Genomic DNA, 26294 nt, shown 5'->3' with positions numbered 1-26294 from the left:
GATGCCCAAAATCGCCGAAGCCCCCCGTTTGCAGTATCTCGACGAGCCGAAGCCCGGCACGCTGACGATCACATACCAGCCGGACGGCGCCCCCATCCAGGAGAACCCGCCGCGCTTCAGCTGGCTGCCGGCGCTTGACGATGATGCCCGTTACGTTCTGAAGGTTTCGTCCGATCCGGACTTCGCGCCCAGGGTCACGCACGTCTTTGACAATCTGGCCTGGAACTTCTTCACGCCCGACGTGATATTCGAGCCCGGCTCCTATTCCTGGGCGTTCGCGCTCTGGGACGACAAAGCAAAACGCGTCGCCTCGGGGTGGAGCAGCGTCCGGTCGTTCGACATCACTCCCGACCTGCCGCAAACGCAGCTGCCGCGCGCTGAAGCCCGGCTTCAGGCGAGGGACCTTCGCCATCCCCGTCTATGGCTCAATCCCGATGGGGTGGTCGCCTTTCGGGAGACGCTCAAGTCGGCACCCGATCACTGCGGCTGGCAGAATTTCTTCAACAATTCCGTCGAACCCTGGCGATCGCGCGCGATAATTTCCGAGCCTTCCCCCTATCCGGACAATATCCGCATCGCAACGCTGTGGCGGCAGATGTATATCGACTGCCAGGAGGTCATCTATGCCATCCGCCATCTGGCCATTGGCGGCGTGATCCTGGATGACCCCGCCCTGATTGCCATGGCCAAGACCTGGCTTCTGTCCGTTGCCGCATGGGATCCGAAAGGCGCGACGAGCCGCTCCTACAACGACGAGGCGGCCTTCCGCGTCGTCACCGCGCTCGCCTGGGGTTACGACTGGCTACACGACCATCTGGATGAGGATGAGCGCAAACAGGTCCGAAAGGTGCTGCTTGCCCGCACCCGCGAAGTGGCCGACCATGTCCTGTGGCGTGCCCGCATCCATGTCTTTCCCTATGACAGCCATGCGGTACGCTCCCTTTCGGCGGCATTGACGGCCGCCTGCATTGCGCTGGCCGGCGAGGAGAAGGAAGCGGAGGACTGGCTGGACTATACGGTCGAATTCCTCTTCACCCTTTATTCCCCCTGGGGCGGCAAGGATGGCGGCTGGGCCGAGGGGCCGCATTACTGGATGACCGGGATCGCCTATCTGACCGAGGCGGCCAATCTGATCCGCGCCTTTCTCAAGGTCGATCTCTACAAGCGGCCGTTCTTCCAGAAGACCGGCGATTTTCCGCTTTACACAAAGGCGCCGGGGACGCGCCGCGCCTGCTTCGGAGACGACTCGACACTTGGCGATCCGCCGGGCCTCAAGGTCGGATACAATGTCCGTCAGTTCGCCGGGGTGACGGGCAACCCCTATTACCAGTGGTATTACGAACGCCTGAACGCCGGGGCGGCCGGCACTGCGATGGAATTCTACAATTACGGCTGGTGGGATCTCAATTTCGACGATCTTGTCTATCGCCACGATTATCCGCCGGTCGAAGCCAGGGCGCCCTCCGACCTGCCGCCGGTCAAGTGGTTCAAGGATATCGGCTGGGTCGCCGTCCAAAAACACATGGACGACCCTGCTCGACATATCCAGTTCCTGTTCAAGAGCAGTTCCTTCGGCTCCCTCAGTCACAGCCACGGCGACCAGAACGCCTTCCTTCTTTATGCCTTCGGCGAGGACCTGGCGATCCAGAGCGGCTATTATGTCGCCTTCAACTCCACCATGCACCGCAACTGGCGGCGCCAGACGATCTCCAAGAACGCCGTCCTGATCGAAGGCAGGGGCCAGTATGCGGACGGAGACAAGACGATCGCCAAGAAGGCCGGCGGCCGGATCCTCGCGGTCCGGGAAGAAAAGACACATGTCTTCATCAGCGGCGATGCGACGGCCGCCTACCATGCCGCCGATCCGGATGTCCTGCGCGCCGAGCGAGATATCTATTTCTCGCACAGCGATTTCCTGGTGATCGTCGACCGTGTCGAATGCGCGACGGCCAAGTCGATCCAGTGGCTGTTCCATGCCACCCGATCCATGGATGCCGGCTCCAACAGCTTCCGGCTGACCGGAGAGCGCGCCGGGCTCTACGGACAGTTCGTCCACTCCACGTCCGGCGCGCCTGAAGTTCGGCTGGTGGAAGGCTTCAAGGGCGTCGATCCGGTCGAAGTCGAGGGGCTGGCGACGCAATTCCATATCGAGGCAAGCCTTCCCCCGTCCACCAAGCACACGCTCGTGACCCTCCTCGTCCCTTATTCGCTGAACGAACCGAGGCGGGTCTTCCACTTCATCGACGACCAGGGCTTCAGCGCCGATATCTATTTCACCGATGTCGACGACAACCAGCTGCGGATCGTCATCCCGAAGAACTTCTGATTGCGCAAGGAATTTCCCATGAACGGATTGAAAGACAAGGTCATCCTGGTGACCGGTGGCGGACGCGACATCGGCAGAGCCTGTGCGGAACGGCTGGCTGAGGAGGGCGCCCAGGTGGTGGTGACCTATTTCGGCTCGGCCGCCGGGGCGGAAGCCAGCATCGCGGCCATTGCTGCCACAGGCGGAAAGGCCGTCGCCATCAAGGCGGATATGACCAAGGCTGCGGATGCGCAGGCTGCCGTCGACAGGGCAGTGTCGGAATTCGGCAGGCTCGACGGGCTGGTCCACGTCGCCGGCGGCATCGTCGCACGCAAGACGTTGGCGGACATGGATCAGGCCTTCTTCCAGGAGGTCATCGACCTCAATCTCACCTCGCTGTTCAACGCCACGAAGGCGGCCGCGGCCGCGATGGGAGGCAGCGGCGCGATCGTGACCTTTGCCTCGCAGGCAGGGCGCGACGGCGGCGGCCCCGGCGCGCTGGCCTATGCGACCTCGAAAGGCGCGGTGATGACCTATACGCGCGCCCTCGCAAAGGAACTCGGTCCAAAGATCCGGGTCAATTCCGTTTGCCCCGGCATGATCTCCACAACCTTCCACGATACCTTCACCAAGCCCGAAGTGCGAGAGCGCGTCGCTGCGGCGACGCCTTTGAAACGCGAAGGCAGTTCGCAAGAGGTCGCAAGCCTCGTCGCCTTTCTGATGTCGGATGATGCAGCCTTCATTACCGGCGCCTGCTACGACGTCAACGGCGGCACCGTGTTCTCGTGAGACCGGCAGACGTGACCCGCACATTGCCGACCAATGGCCCGATCAACGGCCGCCGCATCGCGTTGCTCGGAACATCGCTCGTCCAGCAGAACCACCATGCCGGCGAACGACACATCTGGTCGTCGGCACGCGGCTGGGCCACGTGGGCAGAGGTGCTTTTGGCGGGACGGCTCGACATCGGCGTGTTTCACGACCCTCTCGTGCATCCGGGCTGGGAACCGAGCGGCAGGGTCGGCGTCACCCGCGGTTTCGGCGGATTGAACGCCGGCGTTTCGGGCCAGAAGGCCCGCGACATCGCCCTCCGGCTGGACGACGTGCTCAAGCTCGACTTCGACCTCATCATCGTCGATGCCGGCACGAACGACATGATGGTCGAAACCAAGGAAGTGATCCAGGCGACCCGCGAGATGATCGTTGACAGGCTGCTTTGCGCCGGCAAGCTGGTCATCCTTCTGCCCATCCTCGCCCGCGGCACGCAGAAATGGGCCGCCGGTGGTCCGGAACGGGCAAAGGCGCATTGGATCAACCAGAAGAGCCTGGCCTTTGCGGCGCAACGGGCAGGGTGTCATGTCTTCGACTGGAACGAGCCGTGGGTCGACTGGAGTTCGGTCGACGGGGTTCCGCAGGCCGGGTTTTCCGACGACGGGACGCATTTCTCGGTGCCGGGCGGTTACGCTGTCGGCAAGGCGCTGGCCGCCTATCTGGCGGGTTTCCTCTCCCCGCCAAGCGTCCGACGCTCGGCACCGGACGACAGGTTCGATCCGGTCAATAATCCACTGGGCAATCTTCTGCCCAACCCTTCTCTCCGCGGCATCGGATCGCTTCGCGACGAGATCAGCGTTTCCGGATCCGATGTGGTGGTCGACCGACTGGCGGGATCGACGGACGGCCAGGACGGTTGGCAAGTTTCGCTTTCCGAAGGCCAGGCCTCCATCGATATTCTCGATCGTGACTATCGCAATCCACTAGCGGCCGGCGCCTGGGTTCAGGCAAGCTGCCTCGTGGAGGTCGACGCGCATGACGGCTGGCGCGAGATTTCGCTGGAGCTTCAAGACCAGGCGCCGGAAGGGCTGACCGCCCGGGCACTCGCGCCCTTCGATCTCGGGGAGGGGACACTTGCCCCCTATCCCGGCGAAGCCTGGAAGGGTTTGCTGCGAACGCCGCCGATCCGGCTGAAGACGTCCATGCACGGCCTGCGCCTCGGACTTTGCCTGCAGCTCGCGCCATCGACTTCGCGTGCGACCATGCGGTTCGCCGCACCTGTCCTTCGACAGGTTGTTCCACCGTCACTCTTCTAGGAAGGCAAATGCCGCCCCGCCGCGTTAAAGCGGCGATGGCTGGAAGCAGGCTCCTGGAGCGCGAGTTCAACGCCAGTTGCCGCCGCCTTCATTCATCCGGAGTGTATCGCGAATAGGCCCCGGGCGATGTGCCGACATGTCGGCTGAATGCCACGCTGAACGCGCTTGCCGAGCCGTAGCCGACGCGTTGGGCGATGTCGGCCAACGCAACATCATTACGAAGGAGTTTCTTCGCCAGCGCCATGCGCCAGGTCGTTACATATTCCATCGGTGCTACGCCGACCTCGCATCGGAACCGGTCAAAAAAAGTGGACCGCGACATGGCCGCATCCCGCGCCAAGGCCGCCACTGTTATGTTGCCGCCCGGATCGTCGTGAATACGACGCAGCGCCTCTGCCAGTTGCAGATCGGCAAGTCCGCGCAACAGGCCCGGCGGAGCCGTTTCACCGCCGAACGAGCGAAGAGCTTCGATGAGCAGCACTTCAAGCAGCCGGCCGAGCACCATGTCGCGCGCGACGCGGCCGTTGCGCGTTTCATCGTGAATCAACCCGACCAGCGTGGTCAGCCGATCCTCGCCGTGGACATGGATTACCTCCGGCAGCAGCGAGACGAGCAGAGTTCGCTCGCGAGCGGCGAAGGCACAGTGTCCCACCATGGCCCTGACCTCAACCGGAGCTTCAGGATCCCCCAGTCGGAATACGCCCGGACTTGTCTCGAGACGCTGCGGTGGTGCAGCGCGAGATGGCGGGTCCATGCTGCTCATCGTGAACGAGTAGATATCCGGCACCAGGACGAAATCGCCCGCGGTGAGCAGGATCGGCTGGCGATCGGCGATGCTCAGGCGGCAACGGCCTTCGACGACGGCGCAGTAGAAGGGGCTTCCAAGTTCGGTACGTTCGACGATCCAGCGACCGCCTCCCGTCACCAGCTTCGATATCGACGGGCTCGGCTTCAGCAGGGAAACCACTTCAGCGAGAGGGTCGGACATAATTCGGACTTTCACTAATCAATGTCGGATCATTGAATATAGAAAGTCCATGCCGATTGGTCCATCTCTTCAGGGGCACACATCATCGGGAAACAAGCACAGATGTCCAAGATACTCATTACAGGATGCTCCTCCGGTTTTGGTCTCGCCATCGCGGAGACCTTTCTGGCCGGGGGATGGGAGGTCGTCGCGACCATGCGGAGACCGCGCGAAGATCTGCTGCCGAGCCACGACCGGCTTAACATCCTTCCCCTGGACGTCACGGACGCGGATAGCATCGCGAAGGCCGTGGAAGCGGCGGGCGCCATCGACGCTCTGGTCAACAATGCCGGGGTCGGCATGCTGAACGTCCTGGAGGGCGCCGACATGGGGAAAGTCCGCGAGCTGTTCGAGGCGAACGTCTTCGGCGCGATCGCCATGACGAAGGCCGTCCTGCCGCAGCTTCGCGCACGCGGTTCGGGCGTCATCGTCAATGTCAGTTCCAGCGTCACCATCAAGCCGCTGCCGGCGCTTTCCGTCTACAGTGCCAGCAAGGCGGCGCTGAACGCCTTTACCGAAAGCCTGGCATTGGAGGCCGCATTGTTCGGTGTGCGTGCGCGGCTCGTGTTGCCCGGTTCGGCGCCGACGACAGGGTTCGGGAAGAATGCCATGGCGCGCATGGGAATGGATATTCCCGAGCCTTACAGCGCATTTGTTCACAACTATCTCCAGGAGCTGCGCTCCGGGAGCGAGGTGACGACGCCGGGAGATGTGGCGCAGGCTGTCTGGCGTGCGGTGACGGAACCTGACGCGCCGATGCGAATTGCCGCCGGCGCCGATGCGCGGACATGGTTCCGCGAAGCAGGTCTCTCTGCCGGCTGAGGCATGTCGGCTAAAAGCCGGGCCGACTTGATCTGGTCGTCGAGGCGCGTGTCGGATCTGATCTTCCCGACGCCGCACGATACTTCTCAGCTTCCGCGGATGACGTAGTCGCGCATGACCGCACCGAGCTTGGCGAGATTGGCCTTCACCTCGTCATAGCCCTCGATCTTCTCGCGGGTTTCCTCATTCATGTATAACCGTCGATTGAGTTCGATCTGGATACTGTGCCGGTTCCTGGCCGGCGCGGAATAGGCCGAGACCAGTTCGGCGCCCTTGAAGGGCACGTTGAGCGATACAGAATAGCCGAACCCCTGCAGCGTCTCGACGACCAGTCTCACGAAATCCGGTTCGCTCGACACGCCCTCGTAATCGCCGACCACGATATCCTTGCGGACAGTGCCGGCGGGATCGGGCGAGAGCACATGGCCGATCGCCGGCATCGAGTGGCAGTTGACGTGATAGACCTTGCCGAAGGCCGCATGGGTCTCGTCCAGCAGCCGTACCATTTCGCGGTGGTAGGGCCGCCAATAGGTGTCGATGCGGTCTTCCAGCTCCTTCACCGTCAACTTGCGGCCGTACATAGGCGTATCGCCCCAGGCGTAACGCCAGGTGAGCCCCATGCCGCGGCGAGCCGAGGCGCTGTCGCGGGTTGGGTGAGGCCATTCCCCCTCGACCATTTGCAGGTCGACATCCTTCAGCGACCGGTTGAGATCGAGGAAACTGCGCGGAAAATGGGCGATCAGCAGCGGCGCGCCGAGCGACGGCGCAAAGCCGAAAAGGTCGTCCACATAGGTGTCGGAGGCGACGCGCACCAGTTCGTCTGAAACTGTTCGCTCGAAATCCGGCAGTGTCAGGCCGCTATGCGGCGAGTCGAACACCAGCGGGACGGCCGGTGCCGTCGGCGGAATGATCTTCAGAACGCCGTCGATCTCGACGGGGGCAAAAGTCAGCTCTGTCATCTTGGTCTCGTTCAGGCTGTGGCGGCGTATGCGGCCGGATAGGTGATGTCGGGCATGCCGATGAAGGCATTGCCGCGCCTTCCCACCATGCCGGGAGCAGCGAAGGGCCGGGGATAGACGACGGCTGCGGCGGGCTTCACCTTGGCGATCTTTTCGAGTGCCTCGATCTGCTCGGCGGGCATATCGACATTGACGATGATGTCGTTGTGCGGGCCGGTGGTCATGCGCGGCAGGTTCATCGCCTCCTCGATGTCGAGGCCGGCATGCAGGATCATGCCTGTCAACTGTGCTAGCGACGGCACGATCTGGTTGCCGCCGGCAGCGCCGAAGGCCGCGAAAGCGCCGTTCTCGTCGGTGATCGCCACCGGGCACATGTTGCTCGGCGCATAGGCGTTCGGCGTCAGCGAGTTGGCGCGGCCGGGCGTCGGGTCGAACCATGACATGCCGTTGTTCAAGAGGATACCGGTCGAGGGCGATAGGGCGCGGGCGCCAAAACGGTTGAGCAGCGTGAAGGTGATCGCGACCATCCGACCTTCGGAATCCACCGCATTGACCTGCGTGGTGCTGGTCTTGTTGGTGGTCTCGGCCGGATTGAGGCGTTTGCGATGGGCGCCGAAACTTTCCCAGAGGGCTTCGGCCATGGCGGTAAAGAAACCAGCGTCGACCGGGCCTTTTCCGCGCTTCCTGTCGAAGTGATCGAGCGCGTCGAAGAGCCGCTGGCCGGCGCTGGTCTCCCCCGCCACATGCACGGTTTTGCCCTGTAATGGCATGGTCCGGGACGGGTAGAGGAGGGGGGCGTAACTGGCCAAGTCCTCCAGGGTGATCGAACTGCCGCCGGCATTGAGGTTGGCGACCAGCTTCTCGCCGATCGCGCCGCCATAGAGCGAATCCGGGCCTTCGTTGGCCAGCTGCTCCAATGTCTTCGCAAGCTGCTCGAGCGGCAGGGTGGAGCCGGGTTCCGGTGCGTGGCCGCTCGGCAGGAAGATCGAACGGGCGCCGGGATCCATGCCAAGCTCGCCTTCGGCGATCGCGATGGCCAGCGTCGTGTGCCAGTCGACATACATGCCCTTGCGGGCACGCTCGATCGCCGGGGTCAGCGCCCGGTCGAAGCCGATCGTGCCGTAACGCTTCAGCGCTTCCGCGAAGCCGCGCACGCATCCGGGCACGACGGCCGCGGTAAAGCCGCGGACATTGCGGTTGTCGATCGAAGCCGGGTGGCCGATGAAGGTCTTGATGCTGGGATCGGGCTTATAGAATTCCTCGTCGAAAGTGGAAGGTACGCGCCCTGTGAATTCGACGACCTCGACCTTTCCGTCCGGCTGGGCGATGAGCATGTAGCCGCAGGCGGCGAGGCTGGTCATCCAGGGTTCGACGGTCTGCAAGGTGAAGGCGGCGGTCACGGCAGCGTCGACGGCATTGCCGCCCGCTGACAGGACCGCCGCCCCAGCCTCGGCCGCCGCGTAGTGCTGGGAGGTAACGACGCCGCGTTCGCTGGCGCCGGCGACCTTGCGAGAGATGCCGCGCTCGACGCGGAGATGATTGTATTGCGGATTTTCCATCATTTGCTCTCCAGGGCGGCGGCAACCAGACGGCTGGCGCCGGAGAGGTCGCCGAGCTTTTCGCCGGCTGCGATCTTGTCCTTGTTGCGGCCCGCGCGTGCCTGCCTTGCGATTGCCTCCTCGACGACTTCCTCGGCCTCGTCGACAGGGATCACCACGATGCCGCTTGCATCGGCAACCACGATATCGCCCGGCAGGACCGGGACGTTGCCGCAAGAGATCGGCAGGTTGAGCGAGCCGCCGAGATCGTTGAGCCGTGTGGTGATACCGGAGACACCGCGTGACCAGAACGGCAGATCGAGTTCAAGAATTTCCTCGACATCGGTGCAGGGACCGTCGAGCACGACGCCGATGGCGCCGGCGGTCTTGATCGCGAAGGCGACGCCGCCGCCGATGCAGGCATGCCGGTCGTCACCGAGCCTGTCGACGAACAGGAAATCGCCGGGGCGGATGAAACCGATCGCGTGGTGGAGAAGGGTGGAGTCGGTTGCCGGGATCGCCACCGTTACCGCCGTGCCGACCAGCGTCCTGCCCGGCTCGACAACGGGGGAAATCGAATGATGCACGAAACCGCGGTGGCGAAAATGGCCGATGGTCGCGACCTCGACGCTTTCGAATTTGGCGATCAGTTCCGGGTCGACCTGTTTCGGCACGCTGCCGATGTGATATTTCTTCATGGGGTTTCCTCCCGGGATTTGACTGTCCCGGCCTCGTTTTCACTGGCGTGACGCTGCCAGCCCTTGCCGGGCACGGCGGCGAGCAGTTCCTTCGTGTAGGTTTCCTTCGGCGCACCGAACAGCGAGGCCGGATCGCCTCGTTCGACGATCCGTCCGTTGCGCATCACCGCGATGTTGTCGCAGATCTGGCTCGCGACCCTGAGGTCGTGGGTGATGAACAGGATGCCGAACCCAAGCCTCTCCTGCATGTCGGCCAGCAGTTTCAGCACCTGCGCCTGCACTGAGACGTCGAGGGCGGAGACACTCTCGTCGGCGATCAGCAATTCCGGTTCGACCGCGAGTGCGCGGGCGATGCAGATGCGCTGCCTCTGGCCGCCGGAGAACTCGTGCGGGAAACGGGTGGCCGAAGCCCGGTCGAGGCCGCAGGCTTCGAGCAGGTCGAGGGCGCGCGCCATCGCCGCCTTGCGGTCGAGGCCGTGGATGACCGGACCTTCGGCGATGGAATCGCCGACCTTCTGGCGCGGATCGAGCGCGGTGTACGGATCCTGGAAGACGATCTGCACCTTGCGGCGCGCTTCGCGCAGCGCCTTGCCGTTGAGGCCGGCGAAATCTCCGCCGGAGATCAGGATGTCGCCGCTTTCCGGCTGCACGAGGCGGATGACGCATTGCGCCAGCGTCGACTTGCCGGAACCGGATTCGCCGACCAAGCCCAGCGTCTCGCCGCGGCGGATGGTGATGTCGACGTCGTCCACCGCCTTCACGGTGCGTCCACCGCCGAACAGGCCGGAGCGGGCGAATGTCTTGACGATGTTCCTGGCGATCAACACGGGGTTGCCGAGGCCCTCGCGTTCTTTCCGCGGCGTCAGCGTCGGCACGGCAGCGAGCAGGCGACGGGTATAGTCTTGCCTGGGGTGGTTGAGGATCTCGTCACGCGTGCCGATCTCGACCAGCTTGCCTGTCTGCATGACGGCGACGCGATCGGCGATCTCGGCGACGACGCCGAAATCATGGGTGATGAAGATGATGCCGGTATCGTGTTTGGCGCGAAGCTCCAGCATCAGCTTGAGGATCTGCGCCTGGGTGGTGACATCGAGCGCGGTGGTCGGCTCATCGGCGATCAGCACCGACGGATCGAGGGCGAGCGCGGTGGCGATCATCACCCGCTGGCACTGACCGCCGGAAAGCTGATGCGGATAGGAATGGTAGATCTGCTCGGGATTTGGGAGCTGAACTTCGCGGAAGAGATCGATCACCTTCTTGCGGATCTCGGCCCCACTCAGCGACGTGTGTATGCGGAACGTCTCCGACACCTGTTCGCCAACCCGGAAGATCGGGTTGAGCGCCGCCGTCGGCTCCTGGAAGATCATCGCGATGCGCCGGCCGGTAATGTTCCGGCGGGTCGCCTCGTCGAGGGTCAGCAGGTCCTTGCCCTCGAACATCACCTTGCCCGCCGGCCGCCCGAGGTTGCGGGGCAGGAGCCCCATTGTGGCGAGTGCGGTCAGCGATTTGCCGGAGCCGGATTCGCCGACGATGCAGAGGATTTCGCCCTTGCTGACCGACAGCGACAGGTCTTCAACCGCAAAGGCGCGATCGGCGCCGCGTGGCAGCGGCACGTTCAGATGTTCGATGGAAAGCCGCTCGTTGCTCATGAAGCCGCCTTGTCCGTCTGCGGTGAAAAGGCCGTCACCGAGCGCATGTCGCAGCGGCGCAGGTGCTCGACGAAGCGAGCGCAGAAGCCGACGAGATGTTCGACCATTTTCTCTCCCTTTTCGGCACTGGCGAGCAGCGGATCGCCGCCGAGCATGCCATCGGCATTCACCTCATCGCAATTGAGCGGCACATGCACCGGCATGCCTTCGAACTGGACGTTGTTGACGCCGCCGGTCGGCAGGCCGAAGGCTTTTTCGCGCACCGAGGGGCGGGCGAGATCCATGCGCATCAATTCGGGGAAGAGATGCAGGTAGATCGACGTCAGCGGATCGCCGCCATGGCCACGGGCTGCGGCGGCAGAAGAGCCGTGCAGCTCCTTCCAGAGGGTATCCGGGATTGCCTGCCAGAGATTGATGAAGGCGACGGAAACGCCGCGCTCGGCGCGGATGCGGCGAAGCGTCTGGTCGAAGAGCGGCGCATTGCTGGTATGGCCGTTCAGGATCAGGATATGCTCGATGCCGTGATCGAGGAAAGCGGTTACGGTGTCCTCGACCACGGCCGAGAAGGTCGAGGCCCGGAACTGGATGCCGCCGGGAATGGTCTTGAAGAAATCGGCATAACCAAACGGGATGATCGGCGCGACGATCGCGTCGGAGGCTTCCGCCACCTTTGCCGCCACCGCTTCGGTCAGCATGAAATCGCCCATCGGGGCGTGGGGTCCCTGTTCCTCCTGGCTGCCGAAGGGCAGCAGGATGACCGGCTTTTCGGAAAGACGTTCGCGGAACTCCGCGAACGTCATGTCCTTCAGCGCATGCTTGCGTTTGATGCTCATCATACGAACTTGAAATAATCGCCGTAGATGCGCATCTCGCCGTTCGGCTTGAACTTGAACTGGATGCCGGCGCGGTGGGCGCAGTTATAGACGCTCTTCCACATGTAGTAGCCGGGCGTCACCTTCTGCCAAGCGTCCGAAAGTTCCAGATAGGCTCGTCTGCGGTCCTCGAACTCGATCGCCTCGTCGAACTTCTTGCCGGCGGCCAGATATTCCGGCGTCGGATCCCAAGTCTTCCAGGTGGCGGTGGAGCGTGATGCGGTCGGGCCCCAATCGAGCCACAGCGGCTGATAGGGATCGCCGGGGATGAAATCCGAGCTCATCGACATGTTCATCAGGTGGTAGGGGCGGCGGTAGACGAGTTCGAAATTGTCGAGGATCTGCGCCTCGACATTGATGCCGACCTCGCGCCATTGCTCGACCATGATTTCGGCTGCCGCCTCGTAGTTCGGATAATACTGGCGGGTGATATGCCAGAGGAGCTTTTCTCCCTTGTATTTGGTCTTGGCGACAAGCGCCTTGGCGGCGGCGACATCGTAGGGGAGCTTCACCGGCAAGTTCGGGTCATAGAATTTGCCGTATTCCGTGAAGTTGAAGGGCACTGCCGGATGTTCCGTGGTGCCGTTGAAGAGCGCCTGGACGATCGCGTTCATGTCGATCGCCTGGACCATGGCGTAGCGCAGGTTCGGATCGACCAGCGGGTTATCAACCGGGTCCGGACGGGTGTTGAAGGCGAGAGCCGGGTAGTTGTCGGCCAGAACCCGCTTCAGCGTCACGCCCTGGTATTTTTCGAGCGCCGCTTCCTGGTCGGTCGGAATGTTGACGATGAAGTCGAATTCCTTGGAGACCAGGCCTGCCATGCGGGCGGCGAATTCGGGAACGATCTTCCAGGAGATCTGCTTGACCGGCGGCGGGCCGTCCCAATAGTCGTCGAAGGCTTCGAGAACCATGATTTCGCCGGAGCGGAAGGTCGTTACCTTGTAGGGACCGGTGCCAATCGGTTTCTGGCCGAACGCGTCGACGCCGACTTCCATATAGTACTTCTTCGGCACGACGAAGCCGATATAACCGGTGAGCTTGCTCGGAATGTTCGGGTCCGGCCGTTCGGTCTCGATCTCGAACGTATATTTGCCGGTCGCCTCGACGCGCTTGAAGCCGGCGGTGAAAGTCTTGCCGCGCGGCTCGAAGGGTTTTGCGCCCCAGAGGCGTTCCGGCGATAGCGTGAAGACCGCGTCTTCCGCCGTCATCTCCGTGCCGTCATGGAACTTGACGCCTTCGCGCAGGGTGAACTTCCAGATGTTGCCGTTCTGCTCCCACTTGGTGGCGAGCTTCGGCGCAAAGATCAGGCCGTTCTCGTCCTTGATGTAGTCGCGGTCGACGAGGTTGTCGTAGAAATTCGGGAAGATACGGCGCGACGTCGTCGAGATGCCGTTGATCGTCGCCATATTGGCCCAGAGATTGTCGACCGCGATATTGAGCGACGGCCTTTCCGCCGCGTTTGCTTTCGGAAGGTTGCCCACCATCGACAGGGCCCCCGCTCCGAGGATGAGACTTCCCACTTCACGTCTTGTAAACATCGTTCCACCTTCCCTTGTTCATTTATATTCGAGCGGCATTTTCAGGTTGTTCGGGCACGCAGCATCGGATCAAGGCGGTCACGCAGCCAGTCGCCGACGATGCTCATCGAAAGAGTGACGAGAAAAATGACCAAGCCGGGCCAGACCGAAATCCACCAGGCGGTCGAGAGATAATCGCGGCCGTCGCCGAGGATCTGGCCGAGGCTGGTCTGCGGCGCCTGGATGCCGAGACCCAGGAAGCTGAGCGAGGTTTCCAGCAGGATGATCTGCGGGAATGTCAGCGTCACCTGGACGATCAGGGCGCTCGCCACGTTCGGCAGCACATGTTTGAGGTAGAGCCGGCCGTTGCCGGCGCCGAGCGCGACAATCGCCTTGGCGTAAGGCTGGTTGATCGCCGACAGCACCACGCCGCGCGACAGGCGGGCGTATTTTTCCCATCCGAACAGGCCCATCAGGATAATGAACAGCGTCATGCTGTTGCCGAAGAAGGCAAGCAGCGTCAGCGTGATGAGGATGAAGGGCAGCGATGCCTGGAAGTCGACCAGCATCATCAGTCCTTCTTCGACCCAGCCGCGGAAATGCGCGGCGATGAAGCCGATCGCGGAGCCGACGACAGCGCCGATGATCGTCCCGGCGATCGCCACCGAAAGCGACATCCGCAGGCCGGCGATCACCCTTGCCACCATGTCGCGGCCGATGCGGTCGGTGCCGAGCGGGAAGCTCGGATTGCTGCCGGTCATGAAGGCCGGGGGCTTCAGGCGGGCGAGCAGGTTCTGCTGCGACATGCCATGCGACGTGAAGACATTGCCGACGATCGCGACGGTCACGGCGGCCGCCAGGATAATGATGGCGAGAACGAGAATGGGGGAAACGCGCTTCATTTGCCGGCCTTCAATTCTGCACGCGGATGCGCGGGTCGAGGAGGCCGTAGAGCAGGTCGACGACGAGGTTTGCGAGAACCATCGTCACCGCCATGATCAGCACCAGCCCTTGAACGACCGCAAGGTCGCGCGAGGAGACGGCCGTCACCAGCAGGCGCCCGACGCCCGGCCAGGCAAACACGGTTTCGACGACGATGGCGCCGCCGATCAGCTCGCCGAGATTGAGACCGATAATGGTGACGAGCGGGATGCTGGCATTCGGCAGCGCGTGGAAGATGATCCGTTTCCAGTAACCGACGCCCTTGGCGGCCGCGGCGCGGATATAGAGCTTGTCCAGCACTTCCAGCATGGCCGAGCGGGTGAACCGCGCCAGCGTTCCGGCCGTGAAGGTCGCAAGCGTGATGGCGGGCATGATCAGATGCCAGATGGTTCCTGTTCCGGAGCTCGGCAGCCATTGCAGGCTAAGCGAAAAGAGCAGGATCATCAGGATGCCGAGGAAGAAGTTCGGCAGGGCGAAACCGAACACGGCGGTCGCCATGATCAGATTGTCGAAGGTCGAGCCGCGCTTGATGGCAGCGATGATGCCGGCCGGAACGCCGATCAGGATGGCGCCGATATAGGAGAACAGGCCGAGGATCAGCGTCCAGGGAACGCGCTCGACGATGATGTCGATGACTTCGCGGCCGTCGCGGTAGGAAATGCCGAACTGGCCGGTCGCCATCTGGATAACGTAGCGGAAATACTGAATCCAGAGTGGATCGTCGAGACGCCAGAGCTGGCGGAACTGTTCGACCTCCTCAGGTGTGGCATCGGCGCCGACAAGTGCCACGACCGGATCCCCGGAAGTTCTCAGTACCACGAATGCGAAAGTCACCACGAACCAAAGCGTCAGCACGGTGCGCAGAATTTTTAATACCCAGAAACGCGTCATCACGCTCCGTTCCGGGAGCCGAAGCTCCAGCTGTTCCAACTTTATCGTCTTTTTTTTGAAAACTAATCACGGGAATAGATTATTATCTATTACAAAATCGAGCGACCATTGATATGTTTTAGATATGAAATACGGCATCGAGTTTCGTCACCTCCACTATTTCGCCTGCGTCGCCGAAGAGCTGCATTTCAGCCGAGCCGCAGACAAGCTCGGCATGGCGCAGGCTCCGCTCAGCCAGCAGATCCGTCAGCTCGAAGATCGCCTCGGCACCAAGCTCTTCCGCCGCACGACGCGGCGCGTAAAACTGACGCCGGCAGGCGAAATCTTCCTGCGCCACGCCCAGGAAATCCTAGGCGGGATTGACAGGGCGGTCACGCATACCCGTTCCATTTCCGGTGATGATAGCGGAACGATTTCCGTCAGCGGCGTGCATGTGGCGTTATCGCATGTCCTGCCGCCGGTAATTTCGGACTTTCGAAAGCGCTATCCGGCGATGACCGTCGACGTGCAGGTGCTCGGCACGGCACAGCAGCTCGAACTGCTCCAGAACAACAAGGTTCAGGTGGCCTTCATCCGCCCGACCAATCCGGCAGGCTTTCTGAAGACCGAGCATATCCTGCAGGAAGGTTTCGTGGCGGTGCTGCCCAGGGAGCATCGGCTGGCGCAGAAGGAAAACCTGACCGTCAAGGATTTTGCCGGCGAACCCGTCATCACCTATGCCCCGACTGTCGGAGCGAGCTACTATCACGCGATCATGGGTGCGTTGCGCCGCGCCGGCGTCTATCCGGTCATCGTGCAGGAGGTCTCGCACACTTTGGCGATCGGCACCTTGGTGGCGGCCGGCGTCGGGATTGCGATTGCGCCGTCCTGGCTCGCTCACAATCCCAGCCCATATCTCGTCTACCGGCGGCTCGACGACATCCCCGCCGAAGTCGAATTGCTCGTCGCCTGGCATGCGGAGGAAAAATCGAAGATCGTGCTCGATTTCGTCGAGACGACGCGTCGGGTTGCAGCAATGAAGGATGTGAGAACCGCGATCAGGTGGCCGATCAAGTCTATCCCGCCGACCCAATTGGAATCGGTCGACGGACGGTAATCGATTCGGCCAGACACATCGCGCAGCCTTGATTGACAGGGAGCCTGAAATCTGGTGCGATCGCCGCGCGGCTTGAGGAGGCTGCGTCACGGAGGAGGATCGGATATGGTCAAGCTGCTTGTAGCCACGGCTTTTGTTGCCCTCATGCCCGGCTTGACGCCGGCCGTCGCCGCGGATTCTTCGCCCGAAGCCCAATGCTCGGCGGCGAAGAACCTTCAGCTGCCGACTTTCGACATGAAGGTCGCGAGCGCCGATCACGTCAAGGACAAGGGACCAGCGCATTGTCTCGTCAGCGGGTCGTTCGAGCACCGGACCGGCGCGGACGGCAAGCCTTATGCGATCGGGTTTTCGATCGCCTTGCCGGACAATTGGAGCGGAAGGTTTCTGGTGCAGGGCGGCGGGGGCCTGAATGGCGTCGTGCGGCCGGCGGTGGGGGACGTGGCCTCCGGAGGGAAAAATGCTCTTTCCCGCGGTTTCGCCGTCATTTCCCATGACAGCGGCCACAAGGGCGAGGCATGGGACGCCTCCTTCAGGGCGGACCAGATTGCCACGCTGAATTTCGCCGGCTGGTCGGTCGAGAAGGTCACGGCCCTCGGCAAGGCATTGGTCGCCGCCTACTACGGCAAGGGCGCCGATCGCTCCTATTTTGCGGGATGCTCGACCGGCGGCCGCGAGGCGATGGCCTCGGCGCAACGCTTTCCCACATTGTTCGACGGCATCATCGCCGGGGCTCCTGCCATGCGCACAAGCCGTTCGAACATGTCGCTCGCCGCCAAGAACGTAGCGATGAACAAGATATCTCCGGCCGGCGCCGATGGCGCGCCGGACCGCTCGAAAGCCTTTTCGGACGGCGACCGCGATCTGGTCCTCAAGGGAATACTGAAGGCCTGCGATGGCCTTGATGGCCTGGAGGACGGAATGATCGCAAATCCGGGCGCATGCAAGTTTGATCCGGCGAGCCTTGTCTGCCCTGCCGGTAAAGTCGACGGTTGTCTCACGAAGCAGCAGGCCGACGTCGTGGCCGAGACGTTTTCGCCGACGCTTGATGCATCGAGCCGGCCGGCCTATGTGGCGTTTCCCTACGATACCGGCGTCATGAGTACGACAGATCCCATTCCGGGACTCATGCGCTTTGATGACAAGCGCAATCGGCAGTTCAAGAACAACGCCATGAGTTTCGATGTGGACGATGCCGTCGAGAAAGCCGATATCGGCGATCCGCAACAGCGGTTGATCAACGCCGATCAATGGGCGGATCTCAGTTCCTTTGCCGCCCAAGGAAGCAAGATCATCTTCTTCCATGGGGTGAGCGATCCATGGTTTTCCTCCAACGATACGGTCGGTTTCTTCAGCCGGATGAGCACTGCGACCAAGACAGGTAAGCCGGTGGAGGACTGGGCCAAGCTCTATCTCGTTCCGGGCATGAGCCATTGCAGCGGCGGACCAGCCGGTCTCGACCAGTTCGACATGTTGACCAGGCTGATCGACTGGGTGGAAAAAGATGAAGCTCCACAAAGCGTCGAAGCGTCGGGCAAGGCTTTTCCGAACCGCACGCGACCGCTTTGCCCCTACCCGTCGCACGCGCAGTACAAGGGAGAGGGGAGTGCCGACAGCGCGGCAAGCTTTGAGTGCCGCAATAACTGACGCGGGCGCGTCCATGAGATGCCCGCGCAGCGGTCGGACCTTAATGTGAATAGCGCGGCTGCGTGTAAATTTACGGTCTGTCGTCCCCGCCGACGTCACATCAACCTGCCCCAGGCCGGGTCCCACTGCACCCCTTCGGAAAGCTCGACGAAGATCGGCGGCTTGTCCGGTCCGCGGTTCTTGTTTTCAGCCATTCGGAAGGCGGCTTCGGGCTCCATCTCCTCTCCCGGAAAAATCGCGTCGTCTTCGGAGGGCTCGGCGATCTTGCGAATGAAGCCACGGATCTGGTCGCCGGAGTGATAGAACTTGATGATGAGAGCGCCGGGCGCGGGGGCGCCGCCGTGATAACGGTAATAGGTATGCATGGGTCTCCTCCATAGTCAGAGCCTTATACCTGACGTCCGGGGAGCGGAAATGTTCCGGCGTGCGAGGCGTGATCGTGGATCAGGTCCTTTTGCCGGTCGGCCGGTGCGGCGTCTTGTTCCAGAAGAAAGGTTTTGACCGCAGTTCGATCACCGCCCGCCAGGCGGCGGCCGAGGTCATCATCCAGTAGACTGGCACACCGGTCCAGCGCCAGCCGACCAGCCGCCGTTCGTGCTCGACCATCGGTCCTCTCCCGAGCCCGAGGAAGATCAGATAACTGCCGAGGATGTTGACGGTGTCGATGATGAAAAGCAAAAGCACCCCGGCTGGAATGCCGTCCGCCGGTGCTTCCAGCATGGAATAAGTGCCAACGCCCATGAAAATGATGATCAGCGGATGCAGGAGCGACGAGACCAGCATGCCACCGATCATCAGCTGAAAGATGCAGAAGGCTGGAAACCCCATCTCGCCGATCAGCCGGCGCGGGTCGCGCATCAGCACCAGCCAGGTCTGCAGCCAGCCTTTGAACCAGCGGCTGCGCTGGCCCGTCCACACGCGCATCGTGGTCGGCGCGTCTTCGAGCGTCTGGCGAGTGATGACATCCGAGCGATAACCGAGGCGGTACAGGCGAAAACCGAGATCGGCGTCCTCGGTGACGTTGAAGGGATCCCAGCCGCCGGCGGCACGCAGCGCTTGGGTTCGGAAATGATTGGACGTGCCGCCGAGCGGCAGCGGCATCTGTCTGCGCGCCAGCATCGGCAGCAGCCCGCGGAAGAGGCCGCAATATTCGAGCGAAAACAACGCGCTGATCCAGGATTCCTGGGCATTGGTGATGATCAGCGGCGCCTGAAGGCAGGCGACTTCCGCTGCCGAGGCGCGGAAGCGTGCATAGGCCTCGCGCAATTGCTGCGGATGCGGCCTGTCCTCTGCGTCGTAGATCACCAGAAACTCGCCTCGAGCAGCCATCAATGCATAGCTGAGCGCCTTGGGTTTCGTGCGCGGCGTCGCGGGCGGTACCTCGACGATCTCGAAATGTGAGGCGGGCTTCAGCACCTTCAGCGCCGCAATCGTTTCCTGGTCGTCTGCCTCGCAGACGAGCTTGATGTCGAGCAGGGAAGGCGGCCAGTCGAGCCGCCCGAGGCTGGCTATCAGCTGTTCTGCCACCGCAGCTTCCCGGTAGAGCGCAACCATCACCGTGTAACAGGGAAGCGCATCCTCTCGAGGCGGCGCGGCTGGCGGGATCGGCCCTGCGAATTGTTGCCGGGCGAAGGCGGCGAGCCGCAGGACGAGGGACGCGAAATAGATCAGCGACAGAAGAATATGCAGGAAAAGCAGGGTCTCGATCGGCACTGCGATCAGCGCAGAGATAAGGGCGGCAAGTCCAAGCCCGGCATAAAAACCCTGAGAACCGGAGAGCACGATGCGGGCCGAGAACTCGGGAAAGCGGTCGAAAAGCCCGTCAATCGTCTCGCGCACGCGCCGCGCCGCGCCGGTTCTCCAGACAGCTCCGCGGATTGCCGATGGAGTGGTGATCGCAAGGTCCTGCCCGAGCAGCGGCATTGCAAGCAGTGCCGCCTTGAGGTCGGCAAGCCGCATCGCTTCGGGCACGACCGCCACCTGCGGCGCCTTGTGCCGATGGTTGATCCTGATCTGGTTCGGGCGTTGCAACTGCGTGTCGAGCCCCGGCATATCGGCGACTGAGCCCGGATCGATCTCCGCGATGAAGGGTAGGCGAAGGTAGCGCGCCATGGCGCCGTAATAGGCCGCCTCATCAACCTGACGGCCGTGAAGCAGCTCGCTTTCGATGCTGGTGCCGTTGCGCCGTGCCCTGTCAGTGAGCGTCGCAAGCAATGGCTTCGAGAAGCCGAGCGCCGAAAGGGCGACGAGTTCCGGATCGTCGGCAGCAGTGCCCTGGTCGGTCGGCAGGTCTCCGATCAGCGCCGGATTATGCCGCGCATCGTCTTGCACCGGCAGCGTTGCTGGCGGATATTCCCCTAACCGCATGTTTCTGCTACACCGCCCGCAAGCGAACGCCCCAACCTGTCCCGATCTGGATCATAGAGATGCATCCCATGATTGCATCCCCGAAAATCAAGGGGGTTTTCAATCTTCTGCAGCTTTGCCTTGTAGCCGGCGGGATCGTTTCCGCCGCAATCCCGGCCCGTGCCGCCGAAGGCAGCAATCCGCTGCCTTTGATGTTCGATGCCAAGGAGCGGCTCGCCCGCCCTGATCTTTCCACGATCATCCGGGTGCGGATCCTGACGAGCGTCGATTTCCCGCCGTTCAATTTCGCCGACCAGACCGGCCGGCTTGCCGGCTTCAATATCGACCTCGCCCGTGAAATCTGTTCCGAACTGAAGATCGAGGCGAAGTGCCAGATCCAGGCGCTGCCCTTCGACGAGTTGGAAAAGACCCTGGAAGGCGGGGCCGGCGAAGCCGTCATCGCCGGCATTGCCGTGACGCCGGAGCGGCGCCAGCGGTTTGCCTTCTCGCGGCCTTATCTCGGCGTGCCCGCGCGTTTCGCCCGCAACCTGAAGGCCAGGATCGACGGCGATACGGCGGCAGCGCTTTCCGGCAAGCCGGTCGGCGTCGTCCGGGGCACCGCCCACGAGCTGATGCTGAAGGCGTTTTTTCCGAAGGTCACCGCCACGCCGTTCGACACTTACGAGGCGATGCTGGAGGCTTTGAAGATTGGCAAGGTGGATGCCATCTTTTCCGATGGCCTGAGACTGCCCTTCTGGGTCGCCGGCGAAGGCTCGGCGAAATGCTGCGCCCTCTTCGATGGTCCCTATCTCTCGGAGAAATTCCTCGGCGAAGGCCTGTCGATCATGCTGCGCAAGAACGACCCGCTCCTGGCGGCCGCCGTCGACCAGGCACTCAGCGTTCTGTCGCGCAACGGCCGCCTGCAGGATATCTACCTGCGTTATTTCCCGAACGGGCTTTACTGATCGGCCACCGGTAGGAGCAGTTTCCTACCCGCTGCCTGCGCCTACTGGCTCGCCCAGATGATGCGGGCGATCCATTCCACGTCGGAGAGATCGAAGCTGCGGTTCGGATGTTCCGGGTTGAGCGAGAGCAATTCCACAGTCCGGGCGCTCTGGCGGGCGAGCACTTTTGCCATCACCTCGCCTTCCTTGGTCTTCAGCACCACCCGGTCGCCGCGGCGCACCTGGGCGCCCGGTTCGACGATCAGCACGTCGCCGTCGCGATAAAGCGGCATCATCGATTCGCCCTGGATTTCCAGCGCATAGACGCCGGCCTTGCGGGACGGGTCGACCGGAAATTCCACCACGTCCCAGCCCTGGCCGGCCGGAAACCCGCCATCGTCGAAAAAGCCGCCGGCGCCGGCCTGCGCAAATCCGAGCAGCGGGATGGAGCCGCCCTGCGGCGGGAAATTGCCGTCCGGTATCGAGGAGCGGCCGGGAACGGCGGGCAGATAGCTCATGAACTGGTCGATCGTGGCACCCGTCGCTTCGAGCACCTTGGCGATCGATTCGGTCGAGGGCCAGCGCAGCCGCCCGTCCGGTCCGAGCCGCTTCGACTTGTTGAACGAGGTAGGATCAAGGCCGGCGCGTCGCGCCAGTCCGGAGGGCGTCAGCTGGTGGCGTTGGGCGAGCGTATCGATGGCGCTCCAGATCGTATCATGTGACAGCATCGTCGTCCGTACCCGTGACCGGTGCGCGAGACAAGCCGGACAAGCCAGCGCTCTGCGAACCTCTCGCCCTTGACCGATCAGACTTTTGTCGACCAGACTCTCGAACGCTCCGTTCCAGCGGGCTGCCGGCTCGCGCGCACACCCCGAATTTTAACGGAACCGCAGCTTCGCGTAAAGGGACGAGAGGAATAAAATCCTGTTCCCGCGGCGGCCCTCGTCAGGCCACCAGCGCCATGTTGATCTTGCCGAGCTTGATCACCGCCTGGGTGCGGCTGTCGACATTGAGCTTCAGGAGGATTGCCGACACATGTGCCTTGATGGTCGCCTCGGAGACGCCGAGTTCATAGGCGATCTGCTTGTTGAGCAGCCCCTCGCCGAGCATGGAAAGCACGCGGTTCTGCTGCGGCGTCAGCGTCTTCAGCCGCTCGATGATCTCGGTGAGGCCCGGATCTTCGTCCGGTGCGGTGAGGTAACCTTCCGGCACCCAGATGTCGCCTCTCAGCACCGCCTGGATGCCGGCGCGGATATCGTCGAGCCCGGAGGATTTCGAGATGAAGCCGGAGGCGCCGAGTTCCAGCGCCCTGCGGATGGTGGCGCAATCGTCGCTGGCCGAGACGATGACGATCGGCAGGCCTGAAAATTCGGCGCGGAGCGACATCAGGCCGGAAAAGCCGCTGACCCCTGGCATCGCCAAGTCGAGCAGCATCAGGTCGGCATCGGGATTGTTTTCGGCCGCCCGTCGCGCCGCCTCGAAATCGCCAGCCTCGATGATCACGAGTTCTTCGGCAATGCCCCGCACCGAATGGCTGAGCGCGCCGCGAAACAGCGGGTGGTCGTCTGCGATGATGATCGTGAGTGTCTGCATTTCCACGCCCCCTCCCAAGAGCATAGTCGTGCCAATGAATCTTAGTAGGTTGTAAACCTCTCCCAGACCCGAAACAAGTGCGGGAAATCACGTACGATTGGGCTGTGGTTTATCGGGTTCTTTTTCGTTCGCGAACTCACCGACGATCGCCATGAAGCGCCGCATGAACTTCTCCATGATCGATAGCGACCGGTCGACTTCCGCGTCGCTCGGCAGCGCTTTCGGCAAGATGTCCGGCGGGATGTTGCTGAGCCGCTCCTCGAGCGCGGTGACCCGTTTTGCCAGCCGGTCGAGTTCCTGTTCGTAGGCCGCCCTTTCGTCGGGCTGCATGCGGCAGGCGAGCGTGCCGTTCTCGTCGCGGCAGAGCGTCATCGCGCCGGTTTCGGTATCGAGCCGGACGATGCCGGTTTCGGTGCGCTGAAGCTGGAAACGGTTGGTCTGCGGCTGCTGCGCCGAGGCGGCGAGCGGCAAGAGCAGTGCGCAAGTCGTCAATGCGAGCGTTTTCATGTTGTGGTCCTCCTGCTGTAACGGTGGACAAGCGCCGGGCTTTGCGGCAAACGGTCGGAGAATAGCAGGTCTCCGAGAGTTGATGATGACGGATATAGTGTACAAGATCGTGCCGGAAACGCTTTGGCGTCAGGCAAAGCAGAAAGGTGTCTTCGAAGGCGCCGAAATCGACCTGAAGGACGGCTTTATCCATTTTTCGACCGGGACACAGGCCAAGGAGACCGCCAGGCTGCATTTCGCCGGCGTCTCGGGCCTGATGCTGGTTGCAGTCGATGCGACCCTCCTCGGCGAGGAACTGAGATATGAAGCCTCGCGCGGCGGCGATCTTTTCCCGCATCTTTACGGCACGCTTCCGGTGTCCTCGGTCCTCTGGGAGATGCCGTTGCTGATCGGCGTCGATGGCCTGCATGCCTTTCCGGAGAAGATGCCATGATCGGCCCCTTCGCCGGACTTGCTTCGCGCAGCCTCTTCGTTTTCGATCCGGAAACCGCCCACGGCCTGTCGATCGCCGCGCTGAAGACGGGTCTCGTGCCCGCTTGCCGCTTGGCCGCCGATCCGCGGCTTACCCAGACCGTCGTCGGTATCCGTTTTGCAAATCCGGTCGGGCTTGCCGCCGGTTACGACAAGAATGCCGAGGTCCCGGATGCGATGCTGAAGCTCGGCTTCGGTTTTACCGAGATAGGCACCGTGACGCCGAAGGCTCAGGCCGGCAACGACAAGCCGCGCATCTTCCGCCTGGTGGAGGACCGCGGTGTCATCAACCGGCTCGGCTTCAACAACGAGGGCCATGAGGCGGCGTTCACGCGCCTGACCGCGCGGCGCAACGCGCCGGGCATCGTCGGCGTCAATATCGGCGCCAACAAGGATGCCGCCGACCGGATCGCCGACTATGTCGCGGGCATCCGAAAGTTCTATGCGCTCGCCACCTACTTTACCGTCAACATCTCCTCGCCCAATACGCCGGGCCTGCGCGACCTGCAGGCGCGCGACAGCCTGAAGGCGCTGCTTGAGGCCGTTCTTGCTGCCCGCGCGGAAGAGGCGCTGCGCCATGGCCGCACCGTTCCGGTCTTCCTGAAGATCGCACCCGATCTGACCGAGGAGGGCCTCGACGACATCGCGGCCGAGGCGACCGCGCACCCGCTCGACGGGCTGATCGTTTCCAACACGACACTTGCCCGAGATGGACTGAAGGATCAGGCCCAGGCGAAGGAAGCGGGTGGTCTTTCCGGCGGGCCGCTCTTCAAGCGCTCGACGACCGTCCTCGCAAAAGTCCGCAAGCGCGTCGGGCCGGATCTCGCCGTCATCGGCGTCGGCGGCATTTCGAGTGCGGCGGATGCGCTTGAGAAGATCCGCGCCGGTGCCGACCTCGTGCAGCTCTATTCCTGCATGGTCTATGAAGGCCCCGGCCTGCCGGCGACGATCGTCAAGGGGCTTTCGGCCCTTCTCGACCGGGAAAAGGTCTCCTCGATCCGCGAGCTGCGCGATAGCCGCCTCGATCAATGGGCGGAGACGAAACTCTGACGCGCCTTGCGCGGCACCATGGCTGCCAGGAAAAAGCCGCGCATCAGCAGGAACAGGTTGAGCGACAACCAGAGCCCGTGGTTGCCGATCATCGGCACGAGCACGGCGAGACTGACGCAATAGCCCGCGAATGAGACGAGCATCATGTTGCGCATCTCGCGTGACCAGGTGGCGCCAATGAACACCCCATCCATCTGGAAGGCGAGCGCGCCGGACAAGCCGGTCACGGCCGCCCAGCCGAGATAGACATAAGCCTCCTGCCGCACGTCTTGCGAGGTGGTCAGAAGCTCGATGATCGGCTGGCCGAAGACCACGAAGAACAGCCCGACCACGCCCGCCATCACGAAGGACCAGAGGCCGGTCAGTTTCAGCGCCCGATCGAAGGACGGTCGGTACTTCGCGCCCACCGCCCGGCCGGCGAGCTGTTCGGCGGCGCCCGCGAGCCCGTCGAGGAAGAAGGCCGAGAGCATGAAGATGTTCATCAGCACCGCATTCGCCGCCAGCGTCACCGCCCCGAAGCTCGACCCGACGCGGGTCAGCACCGCAAATGCGCCGTTCAATATCAGCGAGCGGATCAGGATGTCGGCATTGAGCTGGAAAAGCTGGCGCAGCTTGGCCGTATCGAAAATGTCCGCCCGCGTCGGCCGGTAAGTGGCGGAAAACTGCCGGCTGACGATGACGAGGCCGATCACCACGGCGGTCACTTCTGCCGCCGCGGTCGCCCAGGCAACGCCCGCCACACCCCAGCCCAACACCAGGCCGAACAGGATGGCGAGCACGATATTTGTGCCGTTGAGGATGATCTGCAGCGTCAGCCCGAGCACGCCCTGGCCCCGCCCGAGGACGAAGCCGAGGATCGCGAAGTTAGCGAAGGTCGCCGGGCTGGTCAGCACCCGAATCGCGAAATAACGCCGCGTCACCTCGGCGACGGTCGGATCGCTGGTCATCAGGTCCGGCGCATATCGAAGGATCAGCGGCGAGAGCGCCAGCATGATCACCCCAAGGCCGAGCGCGCTCAAAAACGCCCGCCAGAATACTGCCTGCTGTTCTCTATTGTCTCCTCGGCCGAAGGCCTGCGCCACCAGTCCGGTGGTCGAGGTGCGGAAAAAGCTGAGGCTGCCATAGATGAGGTCGAAGAGGATGGCGCCGATCGCCAGACCCGCAAGCGCCTCGGCTTGGCCGAGCTGCCCGACAACCGCGGTATCGGTGAGGCCGAGCAGCGGCGTCGTCAGGAACCCGAGCGTCATCGGAATGGCGATGCCGAGCACCAGCCGGTGCGTTACATCGAACGGCTTTATTGACCCAGTCTCGTGGTTACGCCCCCCGCTCTCCATCG

Annotated in this window: 24 protein-coding genes; 9 read left to right on the top strand and 15 right to left on the bottom strand. The window is 62.8% G+C overall.

Going from position 1 to position 26294, the window contains the following annotated elements:
* The first annotated feature begins 1 nt into the window (after nucleotide 1).
* Genes AC1DLT_RS19930 through AC1DLT_RS19920 form a run of 3 tightly spaced genes read left to right on the top strand, consistent with a single transcriptional unit; the run spans nucleotide 2 to nucleotide 4392 of the window.
* Nucleotides 2-2326 carry a DUF4962 domain-containing protein gene (locus AC1DLT_RS19930; protein ID WP_477487881.1) on the top strand — a complete coding sequence of 775 codons (2325 nt, stop codon included), beginning with the start codon at nucleotides 2-4 and terminating at the stop codon, nucleotides 2324-2326.
* Between the two features lie 18 nt (nucleotides 2327-2344).
* Entirely contained in the window at nucleotides 2345-3094 is a 750-nt protein-coding gene (locus AC1DLT_RS19925) for an SDR family NAD(P)-dependent oxidoreductase (RefSeq protein WP_477487880.1), read from the top strand.
* 11 nt (nucleotides 3095-3105) lie between these two features.
* The gene (locus tag AC1DLT_RS19920) at nucleotides 3106-4392 is read left to right on the top strand and encodes an SGNH/GDSL hydrolase family protein (protein ID WP_477487879.1); all 1287 of its coding nucleotides are present in this window, start codon (nucleotides 3106-3108) and stop codon (nucleotides 4390-4392) included.
* 88 nt (nucleotides 4393-4480) lie between these two features.
* On the opposite strand, the gene AC1DLT_RS19915 is transcribed toward AC1DLT_RS19920, so the two are convergent.
* Complete coding sequence (locus AC1DLT_RS19915; RefSeq protein WP_477487878.1) at nucleotides 4481-5380, bottom strand: AraC family transcriptional regulator; 900 nt, start codon at nucleotides 5378-5380, stop codon at nucleotides 4481-4483.
* 102 nt (nucleotides 5381-5482) lie between these two features.
* On the opposite strand from AC1DLT_RS19915, the gene AC1DLT_RS19910 reads away from it, so the two are divergent.
* Nucleotides 5483-6241 (top strand): SDR family oxidoreductase, encoded by a 759-nt coding sequence (locus tag AC1DLT_RS19910; protein ID WP_477487877.1) that lies wholly within the window; start codon nucleotides 5483-5485, stop codon nucleotides 6239-6241.
* 86 nt (nucleotides 6242-6327) lie between these two features.
* Here the strand turns inward: AC1DLT_RS19910 and AC1DLT_RS19905 are convergent, their stop codons facing one another.
* The 8 genes from AC1DLT_RS19905 to AC1DLT_RS19870 are packed head-to-tail and all read right to left on the bottom strand — an operon-like array spanning nucleotide 6328 to nucleotide 15307.
* Nucleotides 6328-7200, bottom strand: coding sequence for an N-formylglutamate amidohydrolase (locus AC1DLT_RS19905; RefSeq protein ID WP_477487876.1), 873 nt, complete (start codon nucleotides 7198-7200; stop codon nucleotides 6328-6330).
* A gap of 11 nt (nucleotides 7201-7211) precedes the next feature.
* Complete coding sequence (locus tag AC1DLT_RS19900) at nucleotides 7212-8762, bottom strand: gamma-glutamyltransferase (protein ID WP_477487875.1); 1551 nt, start codon at nucleotides 8760-8762, stop codon at nucleotides 7212-7214.
* Nucleotides 8759-9436 (bottom strand): RraA family protein, encoded by a 678-nt coding sequence (locus tag AC1DLT_RS19895; RefSeq protein WP_477487874.1) that lies wholly within the window; start codon nucleotides 9434-9436, stop codon nucleotides 8759-8761. The genes AC1DLT_RS19900 and AC1DLT_RS19895 overlap by 4 nt, the downstream gene beginning before the upstream one ends.
* Nucleotides 9433-11085: an ABC transporter ATP-binding protein gene (locus AC1DLT_RS19890; protein WP_477487873.1), complete on the bottom strand. Its 1653-nt coding sequence runs from the start codon at nucleotides 11083-11085 to the stop codon at nucleotides 9433-9435. The genes AC1DLT_RS19895 and AC1DLT_RS19890 overlap by 4 nt, the downstream gene beginning before the upstream one ends.
* Nucleotides 11082-11921, bottom strand: a complete 840-nt coding sequence (locus tag AC1DLT_RS19885) for a creatininase family protein (protein ID WP_477487872.1) — start codon at nucleotides 11919-11921, stop codon at nucleotides 11082-11084. Before AC1DLT_RS19885 ends, AC1DLT_RS19890 begins: the two co-directional genes overlap by 4 nt.
* Nucleotides 11918-13495, bottom strand: coding sequence for an ABC transporter substrate-binding protein (locus AC1DLT_RS19880; protein WP_040124447.1), 1578 nt, complete (start codon nucleotides 13493-13495; stop codon nucleotides 11918-11920). The genes AC1DLT_RS19885 and AC1DLT_RS19880 overlap by 4 nt, the downstream gene beginning before the upstream one ends.
* Nucleotides 13496-13536: 41 nt before the next feature.
* Nucleotides 13537-14376, bottom strand: coding sequence for an ABC transporter permease (locus AC1DLT_RS19875; RefSeq protein WP_040124449.1), 840 nt, complete (start codon nucleotides 14374-14376; stop codon nucleotides 13537-13539).
* A 10-nt stretch (nucleotides 14377-14386) separates the two neighbouring features.
* Nucleotides 14387-15307, bottom strand: a complete 921-nt coding sequence (locus AC1DLT_RS19870; protein WP_247137809.1) for an ABC transporter permease — start codon at nucleotides 15305-15307, stop codon at nucleotides 14387-14389.
* A gap of 124 nt (nucleotides 15308-15431) precedes the next feature.
* On the opposite strand from AC1DLT_RS19870, the gene AC1DLT_RS19865 reads away from it, so the two are divergent.
* Nucleotides 15432-16403, top strand: a complete 972-nt coding sequence (locus tag AC1DLT_RS19865) for a LysR family transcriptional regulator (protein ID WP_477487871.1) — start codon at nucleotides 15432-15434, stop codon at nucleotides 16401-16403.
* Between the two features lie 105 nt (nucleotides 16404-16508).
* Nucleotides 16509-18047, top strand: coding sequence for a tannase/feruloyl esterase family alpha/beta hydrolase (locus AC1DLT_RS19860; RefSeq protein ID WP_477487870.1), 1539 nt, complete (start codon nucleotides 16509-16511; stop codon nucleotides 18045-18047).
* 95 nt (nucleotides 18048-18142) lie between these two features.
* Here AC1DLT_RS19860 and AC1DLT_RS19855 read toward each other — a convergent pair whose 3' ends face one another.
* Nucleotides 18143-18412 carry a hypothetical protein gene (locus tag AC1DLT_RS19855; RefSeq protein ID WP_040124451.1) on the bottom strand — a complete coding sequence of 90 codons (270 nt, stop codon included), beginning with the start codon at nucleotides 18410-18412 and terminating at the stop codon, nucleotides 18143-18145.
* A gap of 79 nt (nucleotides 18413-18491) precedes the next feature.
* The gene (locus AC1DLT_RS19850; protein ID WP_477487869.1) at nucleotides 18492-20414 is read right to left on the bottom strand and encodes a glycosyltransferase family 2 protein; all 1923 of its coding nucleotides are present in this window, start codon (nucleotides 20412-20414) and stop codon (nucleotides 18492-18494) included.
* A gap of 59 nt (nucleotides 20415-20473) precedes the next feature.
* On the opposite strand from AC1DLT_RS19850, the gene AC1DLT_RS19845 reads away from it, so the two are divergent.
* The gene (locus AC1DLT_RS19845; protein ID WP_477487868.1) at nucleotides 20474-21358 is read left to right on the top strand and encodes a transporter substrate-binding domain-containing protein; all 885 of its coding nucleotides are present in this window, start codon (nucleotides 20474-20476) and stop codon (nucleotides 21356-21358) included.
* A gap of 41 nt (nucleotides 21359-21399) precedes the next feature.
* On the opposite strand, the gene AC1DLT_RS19840 is transcribed toward AC1DLT_RS19845, so the two are convergent.
* From AC1DLT_RS19840 to AC1DLT_RS19830, 3 genes are all read right to left on the bottom strand, one after another.
* Nucleotides 21400-22065, bottom strand: coding sequence for a S24 family peptidase (locus AC1DLT_RS19840; protein WP_040124456.1), 666 nt, complete (start codon nucleotides 22063-22065; stop codon nucleotides 21400-21402).
* Nucleotides 22066-22282: 217 nt separating this feature from the next.
* The gene (locus AC1DLT_RS19835; protein ID WP_040124457.1) at nucleotides 22283-22930 is read right to left on the bottom strand and encodes a response regulator; all 648 of its coding nucleotides are present in this window, start codon (nucleotides 22928-22930) and stop codon (nucleotides 22283-22285) included.
* A gap of 87 nt (nucleotides 22931-23017) precedes the next feature.
* Nucleotides 23018-23437 carry a hypothetical protein gene (locus AC1DLT_RS19830; protein WP_477487867.1) on the bottom strand — a complete coding sequence of 140 codons (420 nt, stop codon included), beginning with the start codon at nucleotides 23435-23437 and terminating at the stop codon, nucleotides 23018-23020.
* 82 nt (nucleotides 23438-23519) lie between these two features.
* On the opposite strand from AC1DLT_RS19830, the gene AC1DLT_RS19825 reads away from it, so the two are divergent.
* Nucleotides 23520-23870 carry a DUF952 domain-containing protein gene (locus tag AC1DLT_RS19825; protein WP_477487866.1) on the top strand — a complete coding sequence of 117 codons (351 nt, stop codon included), beginning with the start codon at nucleotides 23520-23522 and terminating at the stop codon, nucleotides 23868-23870.
* Nucleotides 23867-24958, top strand: a complete 1092-nt coding sequence (locus tag AC1DLT_RS19820; protein WP_477487865.1) for a quinone-dependent dihydroorotate dehydrogenase — start codon at nucleotides 23867-23869, stop codon at nucleotides 24956-24958. The genes AC1DLT_RS19825 and AC1DLT_RS19820 overlap by 4 nt, the downstream gene beginning before the upstream one ends.
* Here AC1DLT_RS19820 and AC1DLT_RS19815 read toward each other — a convergent pair.
* Nucleotides 24934-26292, bottom strand: a complete 1359-nt coding sequence (locus AC1DLT_RS19815) for an MATE family efflux transporter (RefSeq protein WP_477487864.1) — start codon at nucleotides 26290-26292, stop codon at nucleotides 24934-24936. The two genes, AC1DLT_RS19820 and AC1DLT_RS19815, sit on opposite strands and share 25 nt — an antisense overlap.
* Nucleotides 26293-26294: the final 2 nt, after the last annotated feature.

It is taken from the genome of Neorhizobium sp. 05N33 (assembly GCF_056397445.1).
The sequence above is the reverse complement of the archived record's forward strand: the minus strand, read 5'-3'. Positions and strand labels throughout refer to the sequence as shown.

Excerpts from the sequence above, each read along its gene's own strand:
- AC1DLT_RS19895 (WP_477487874.1), bottom strand. The coding sequence starts at position 9,436 with ATGAAGAAATATCACATCGGCAGCGTGCCGAAACAGGTCGACCCGGAA.
- AC1DLT_RS19825 (WP_477487866.1), top strand. The coding sequence starts at position 23,520 with ATGATGACGGATATAGTGTACAAGATCGTGCCGGAAACGCTTTGGCGT.
- AC1DLT_RS19820 (WP_477487865.1), top strand. The coding sequence starts at position 23,867 with ATGATCGGCCCCTTCGCCGGACTTGCTTCGCGCAGCCTCTTCGTTTTC.
- AC1DLT_RS19845 (WP_477487868.1), top strand. The coding sequence starts at position 20,474 with ATGCATCCCATGATTGCATCCCCGAAAATCAAGGGGGTTTTCAATCTT.
- AC1DLT_RS19905 (WP_477487876.1), bottom strand. The coding sequence starts at position 7,200 with ATGACAGAGCTGACTTTTGCCCCCGTCGAGATCGACGGCGTTCTGAAG.
- AC1DLT_RS19850 (WP_477487869.1), bottom strand. The coding sequence starts at position 20,414 with ATGCGGTTAGGGGAATATCCGCCAGCAACGCTGCCGGTGCAAGACGAT.
- AC1DLT_RS19870 (WP_247137809.1), bottom strand. The coding sequence starts at position 15,307 with ATGACGCGTTTCTGGGTATTAAAAATTCTGCGCACCGTGCTGACGCTT.
- AC1DLT_RS19880 (WP_040124447.1), bottom strand. The coding sequence starts at position 13,495 with ATGTTTACAAGACGTGAAGTGGGAAGTCTCATCCTCGGAGCGGGGGCC.
- AC1DLT_RS19930 (WP_477487881.1), top strand. The coding sequence starts at position 2 with ATGCCCAAAATCGCCGAAGCCCCCCGTTTGCAGTATCTCGACGAGCCG.
- AC1DLT_RS19835 (WP_040124457.1), bottom strand. The coding sequence starts at position 22,930 with ATGCAGACACTCACGATCATCATCGCAGACGACCACCCGCTGTTTCGC.
- AC1DLT_RS19925 (WP_477487880.1), top strand. The coding sequence starts at position 2,345 with ATGAACGGATTGAAAGACAAGGTCATCCTGGTGACCGGTGGCGGACGC.
- AC1DLT_RS19860 (WP_477487870.1), top strand. The coding sequence starts at position 16,509 with ATGGTCAAGCTGCTTGTAGCCACGGCTTTTGTTGCCCTCATGCCCGGC.
- AC1DLT_RS19855 (WP_040124451.1), bottom strand. The coding sequence starts at position 18,412 with ATGCATACCTATTACCGTTATCACGGCGGCGCCCCCGCGCCCGGCGCT.
- AC1DLT_RS19885 (WP_477487872.1), bottom strand. The coding sequence starts at position 11,921 with ATGATGAGCATCAAACGCAAGCATGCGCTGAAGGACATGACGTTCGCG.
- AC1DLT_RS19840 (WP_040124456.1), bottom strand. The coding sequence starts at position 22,065 with ATGCTGTCACATGATACGATCTGGAGCGCCATCGATACGCTCGCCCAA.
- AC1DLT_RS19890 (WP_477487873.1), bottom strand. The coding sequence starts at position 11,085 with ATGAGCAACGAGCGGCTTTCCATCGAACATCTGAACGTGCCGCTGCCA.
- AC1DLT_RS19915 (WP_477487878.1), bottom strand. The coding sequence starts at position 5,380 with ATGTCCGACCCTCTCGCTGAAGTGGTTTCCCTGCTGAAGCCGAGCCCG.
- AC1DLT_RS19815 (WP_477487864.1), bottom strand. The coding sequence starts at position 26,292 with ATGGAGAGCGGGGGGCGTAACCACGAGACTGGGTCAATAAAGCCGTTC.
- AC1DLT_RS19875 (WP_040124449.1), bottom strand. The coding sequence starts at position 14,376 with ATGAAGCGCGTTTCCCCCATTCTCGTTCTCGCCATCATTATCCTGGCG.
- AC1DLT_RS19900 (WP_477487875.1), bottom strand. The coding sequence starts at position 8,762 with ATGATGGAAAATCCGCAATACAATCATCTCCGCGTCGAGCGCGGCATC.
- AC1DLT_RS19830 (WP_477487867.1), bottom strand. The coding sequence starts at position 23,437 with ATGAAAACGCTCGCATTGACGACTTGCGCACTGCTCTTGCCGCTCGCC.
- AC1DLT_RS19865 (WP_477487871.1), top strand. The coding sequence starts at position 15,432 with ATGAAATACGGCATCGAGTTTCGTCACCTCCACTATTTCGCCTGCGTC.
- AC1DLT_RS19910 (WP_477487877.1), top strand. The coding sequence starts at position 5,483 with ATGTCCAAGATACTCATTACAGGATGCTCCTCCGGTTTTGGTCTCGCC.